The organism is Pedobacter sp., assembly GCF_045628745.1.
GTDB lineage: Bacteria > Bacteroidota > Bacteroidia > Sphingobacteriales > Sphingobacteriaceae > Pedobacter.
This window is the reverse complement of the sequence record NZ_JAZQPU010000370.1, coordinates 1-5,581: the sequence shown is the minus strand read 5'-3', so window position 1 is coordinate 5,581 and position 5,581 is coordinate 1. Positions and strand designations below refer to the sequence as shown.

Sequence of the window (5,581 nt, the reverse complement as noted above, 5' to 3'; positions counted from 1 at the left end):
GGGCATCCTTTGATCGGCAATAATGACATTTATGGAAATATTTTCTAAAATTTTCAGGCCTTCTACTGCTGAGTTGGCCGTATATATTTCATATTGTCTTCTAAATCCAGCTTTAAATGCATGTAAATTGTTTTCTTCATCGTCAATATAAAGAATTTTTACGGTTGCCGGAGTCATATTTAAGTCTATTTTGTGTGTAGGGGCAAGGTAATAATAAATTCTGTACCTTGATTTATTTTTGTTAAAACATCTATACTTCCCTGGTGATTTTCAATAATTCTAAATACGATTGATAAACCGAGTCCTGTACCTTCGCCTACATCTTTTGTAGTATAAAATGGCTCAAATATTTTTTGTTTAACCTCATCAGGCATTCCGCTACCTGTATCTTTAATGCTTATTTTAACAAGGTTGTCTTCTCGCCATGTTTTGACCGTTAGAAATTCTTCGTCCTGTAATATAGGCTTCGATTTAATGGCATGAACAGCATTGGTTATAAGGTTCATAAAGACCTGGTTGATTTTTCCGGGCATGCAGTCTACCGGTGGTATATCGCCATATTCCTTTTTAATTTTTAATTGGTGAGGAAAAGTACTTCTGATGAGGACCAAGGTGGAGTCTAAACCTTCATTTAGATCCACCGGCTTAGTATCACTTTCATCTATTCTACTGAAATTTCTTAAACTTCTGATAATTTCGGCTGTTCGTTTGGCGCCTTCGCTAATACCAGATAAAAGGGAAGCGATTTCTTCATTTACAAACTTTAAATCAATTTGTTTCTTGAACGCTTCAATACGTTCTAACTGTTTAATGATATCTGCATTGTAATCGATCGCCTCATACATGGAAATGACTTCTTTTAAATCTTTAATGTCAAGTTCGAGGGGTTTAATATTTGAAGTAACAAAATTGATTGGGTTATTGATCTCATGTGCAATTCCTGCTGTAAGTTGACCTAGTGCAGCCATTTTTTCTGCATCAACTAATTGGGATTGAGCAGCCTTCAAATTAGTTAAAGTTAAATTCAACGTAGAATTGATGTTTTGCAATTCTGTGGTTCTTTCATTTACTTTATTTTCCAAAATCACATTCTGTTCCAGTATTAAGCGCTCATTTTCTTTGGAAATAACCAATGCTTGTTTTTGAGATAGCTCATTCTCTTTCTTGAAAAAGTTGATTCTATCAGCCAATGCAAATGATAATAACAAAACTTCCAGTACAGAGGCTAATTGAGCAGAATAATTTGAAAATAAGGAATAACCTATTATTTCATAATCTTTCAATATGAAAATCATCATTCCTAAAAACAAAAATGTCCATGAGGCTAAATAATAGCCTGCAGGCTTGAAATTTTTATAAAAATAAGCATTAAAGGCTGCTGTGAATGCAACTATCGATCCACCAAGAATACAAATTTGCATCCCCATAAATGCTAAATAATTAAATCCTGCACAGAGTAATATCGTATCAATGATGATCAGGCAAAAAATGATATTCAATAACAAATGACTTTTTGGGGTGTTCTGTTTGGTGGAGAGAAATGATTTTGTGAAAGTAATAGAGGCAAGCAAACCAAGATTAGAAAATAAGGTGACAGCGATTTCATTAAACCAAATACTGTCTACATGAAAATACTTACTAAAGTATCCCTGAATTGTTGTTTGTGTTGCCCATGTAAATAAAATACAAAAGATATAATTCAAATAACTTAAATCCTTGATACTAAAATAAAGGAAGAGGTTATAGGCAAACATGATCAGCATAATGCCGGTATAAATACCAAAAAATACATCTCTGATAGAAAACAAATTCAACACATCACTTTGTTTTCCAATAAAAACAGGCACCATAACGACATCATTAGTAAATAACCTAATAAAAATTGTTGGTCGTTGAGATGCTAACGCATTTGGTATGATATAGGTTTTTAAATTCCCTGGGTCATTTTGGTTGGCAATATTGGTATAATTATTTTGATCGATTTCTTGTATGACATGATGGTCGTCCACAAAGAAGATTTGTGCATGTTTTATGCGTGATTGATCAATTAAGATATTGTTATATTCGTGTAGGTTTATAGAGGCAGGGAATTCAGCCTTTATCCATACAGAATTGGGATATTTACTTAAATTCAGTAGGCCTGAATTTAATTTTTTAAACAAAGTGTCATTTAACAAAATTTCTTTTGTCTCTACATTCTGCTTTTGCTGAATATATATTTTTGAAAAATGTAAGATATTTATTAAAGAATCTGTTTTGTCAAATGCTGATGCATTGGATATTACAGGCGATAAACAACCTGAAACAAGCAATACAAAATACCATAATATCTTATTTATCATAAAGTTATGTCGATGTATACATCGATTAATGCATTAGTATTTTTATTGGGAATTTGAAACGATTGCTTTGGGTTATCCCTGAAAGAGAAGATAGCGTTTCTTACCTCATCAATAGCTAAAGGAAGTGTATTAAGCTCGTCGGTAATTACAGCTGTAGCTGTTAAATCTTCTTTTGGATAGTAAAATTTCCCATTCACTCCAATCTCTCTTATAACTCTAAAACCACCTCTAACTGCATTTCTGTGAGTTGCAGGAGCTGTTAATCCAAAAAGTGTTGTTAAGCCCATTAAGTTAGATAATGCTACACTAACTTGACTTAGGAAAAGACTTCCTACGCCTAAACCTGCAATTTCCCAGGAATTCCATACACCACATAATTCGCCTGTTCCATTCGGAGTTCTTTCAGATACCATGTCGTAGATTGTTTTATCCATAAATCCTACAGCTTCTTCAATCGGTAATGGATTTTTTCCATTAGCCTGATGAATTCTGGATCCAGCCATCGCCTTGCCATTTTCTTCCGTTGTTACTAAAATGGCATACACATCTGGGTTGAGTGTCCATTCTGTTTTTGCAGATGTAATTTTTGTAATACCGAATATTTCAAGTACATGCCTGTGGCCATCTATGAATTTTTGACAAGAAGCAGGGTCATCAATGGCCCTGAATGCTTTAAAATAAAGTTTGTCAATAACTGGTTTATTCTGTTCCAAGGGATAATGTTTTGTTTATGGGTTTCCTAATTGTTCTAACTTGAGATTTTTCTGCTTTAAATATGCGGAATAAAAATACTTCTGCCATATTATTTTCTATTTTGAATAGATTTTTAAATCTCTGATACATTTCTGATATTTTATCTGAATCTTCCTTAGATAAGCCATTATCTACTTGAAAATTATTTTTGTAAAAGAAGATTAAAGGTACATTTACTGGATGAATCTCATAACCATATTCAATGGCTTTAAGCCAAAGATTTTCTACGGCAAGGCCTCCATTTATGAAGTTTATTGAAGAAACTTTTGGTAAGGTAATTAAACCTATAGCTGTAGAATGTGAAAATTGTTTTAACGCTAATTTTTTAAAAGCAGCGCCACCATTAATAGTTTTCAAAAATTCAACAGCCTTTTTATCTTTCATCAACCTTAAGCCAATTTGATCATTAAAGCCTAAGTCTAAGGAATGGATTCCTATTCCGTCACTAGTTTCCTGTGTTTCTTCTACAGTCCATCGCATTTCTTTTGTAATAAAATCTTGATGTGCTTCAGGAATAAACATTCTTAATAAATCAGCTTCTCCTGCAATTTCACCTAAGGCTTGAAGTTGATCCTGATTTGTAATCCATTGTAAATCTGCATTTTCAACCTCCCTTACAATTGATTGAAGATTTTTAAACTCTTCTGGATTAGGGTCATTTGCTATGCCGATTTTTCTGTTGGTGTATCTATCACTAATTTTTGATGCTAAAGATTTTTCTTTTTCGCTAGGGATATGGCCTTTCGTAAAGTTAAAAGTGGCTATATGATCCGGAAAGAGTTCCGGCGTAAATTGCCAGTTCATTTTCAGGTTATTTATTGCAGCAGCAAGTTCCATGTTTTTAATAGCGGCCCCTAATGCAATATAGGATGAAATAAATTCAGGGTCCAAATAAGCTCCGGATACAGGTTTGTTTAAGAATAGATGTAAAATATTATTGCTATAATGCCATAACCAAGGCTGATTATTTCCTCCAGATGGGGCTTTGTTTGCAGCAGTGATCAAATTATTTAAGACTTCCTCTGCTAAAGATTCTTCTTTTAATGCTGGTGGAAAATGAGCATGATTTACTTTTAAATAACCTTTTATATCAATTGGCTCAACATCAAGTGTTTTAATTGTTTCCTCTTTGTTTGGGTTACTGATTAATTCATCTATATCAACAAAAAATCTTCCCGAAAATTCAAGGTTGTTTAATAAAATCTTTCTTGAAAGATCGGCCGTTATCCCGCCTCCATAAGTTACCGCACTAGCAAGTTGAGGCCAGGTAGAAATAGAAGACATAATTTCGATTGCCGAAGCTTTCATTCGAGGAGAAAGTGTTTCCACCCCTGTTACAGGTGCAATGTATTGAAGCTTCTCATCTAAAGTTTTTAATGTCTTGAATGTGCTCATGTTTAAATCCTTAACAAAACCATGTAATACAGGTCTGTTTGGTTCTAAATCAAAGCGTTCAATATCAATAGTACAACGGTCACTTCCTTCCATTAATACAGGAATTCCAAGTTCTTTAGCTTTTTCTCTTGCACTTATTTTAACATCAAAACTGTCGCATTCATCTATAAGTAGATCAAGCGTTCCATTTTCTGTTAAGAAACCAACCAGGTTACTTTCGGTTATTCCTTCATTAAAACAAACAACCTTAAGAAAAGGGTCCATTTCAGCAATTTCACGAGCAACAATTACTGTTTTACTAAGTTTTAGATGATGAACACCAGTACGGATTCTGTTTAAATTAGATAAATCTAATTCATCAAAGTCAGCAATTCTTAATTCCCCGAAGCCACGTTCCATAGCCAGCGTTAAAGAAACGGATTGTCCAACAGATAAACCCATTACTCCAATCTTTTTTTTCGATAAACAAGCCTGTTCAGCTTCTGTTATCTTATGCTTATTTCGGTTTGTCCTTACGATAATAAAATTATGCTCCTCTAAAATGTGGACTAACTTACATGACCAGGGATAATATACCCATACACCATATTCTTCCCATGTTTTATTGCCTAATTGCTCGCTGATTTTCTCAGTTATTTCTGTTTCAGATAATATGACGGAGGGATGTAAACATTTAATTAACTCTTTAACTTGAGATTCAATCTCGTCAAATACTTGAATATGATTAATTGTTTCGAGTAATATATTCACTTCCCGTACGTCATTCGGGTCACTTAAGTTATAAATTATAGGTTTGTATAATTTTTTTAGCTGATTTGTATTATCGGTTAATTTTGGAAGAATAGACGTTAAATGTACTTTAGGCTGCATTTTTATGGATAAATCCTATTTTTTTAGACAAGAAAATGAATGAAAATTTGAATGAACTAAAAATAGGTTTTTAAGAGTACTAATAAAAAACTAATTTTAACTTTTTATTAAAGAGAAAACATGAGTGCTCATATCTTATACGTCGACGACGAACCACACAATCTAAGTGCATTTACGGCAACTTACAGAAGGCTTTATAAAATCTTCACCGCAGAGTCTGC

The 5,581-nt window shown here is 33.2% G+C and carries 3 protein-coding genes; all 3 read right to left on the bottom strand.

Annotated elements, in window-relative coordinates; translation table 11 throughout:
• Positions 1 to 185: 185 nt before the first annotated feature.
• From ACR2F7_RS13435 to ACR2F7_RS13425, 3 genes are read right to left on the bottom strand one after another with little or no spacing between them, the layout of a single operon-like run.
• Positions 186 to 2,342 (bottom strand): 7TM diverse intracellular signaling domain-containing protein, encoded by a 2,157-nt coding sequence (locus ACR2F7_RS13435; RefSeq protein ID WP_432714068.1) that lies wholly within the window; start codon positions 2,340 to 2,342, stop codon positions 186 to 188.
• Positions 2,339 to 3,055, bottom strand: coding sequence for a hypothetical protein (locus ACR2F7_RS13430; protein ID WP_432714067.1), 717 nt, complete (start codon positions 3,053 to 3,055; stop codon positions 2,339 to 2,341). Before ACR2F7_RS13430 ends, ACR2F7_RS13435 begins: the two co-directional genes overlap by 4 nt.
• Positions 3,042 to 5,360, bottom strand: coding sequence for an Rv1355c family protein (locus ACR2F7_RS13425; RefSeq protein ID WP_432714066.1), 2,319 nt, complete (start codon positions 5,358 to 5,360; stop codon positions 3,042 to 3,044). The genes ACR2F7_RS13430 and ACR2F7_RS13425 overlap by 14 nt, the downstream gene beginning before the upstream one ends.
• Positions 5,361 to 5,581: the final 221 nt, after the last annotated feature.

What these genes read in the sequence shown, in the direction of transcription:
- ACR2F7_RS13425 (WP_432714066.1), bottom strand. Translation starts at nt 5,360, where the DNA reads ATGCAGCCTAAAGTACATTTAACGTCTATTCTTCCAAAATTAACCGAT.
- ACR2F7_RS13435 (WP_432714068.1), bottom strand. Translation starts at nt 2,342, where the DNA reads ATGATAAATAAGATATTATGGTATTTTGTATTGCTTGTTTCAGGTTGT.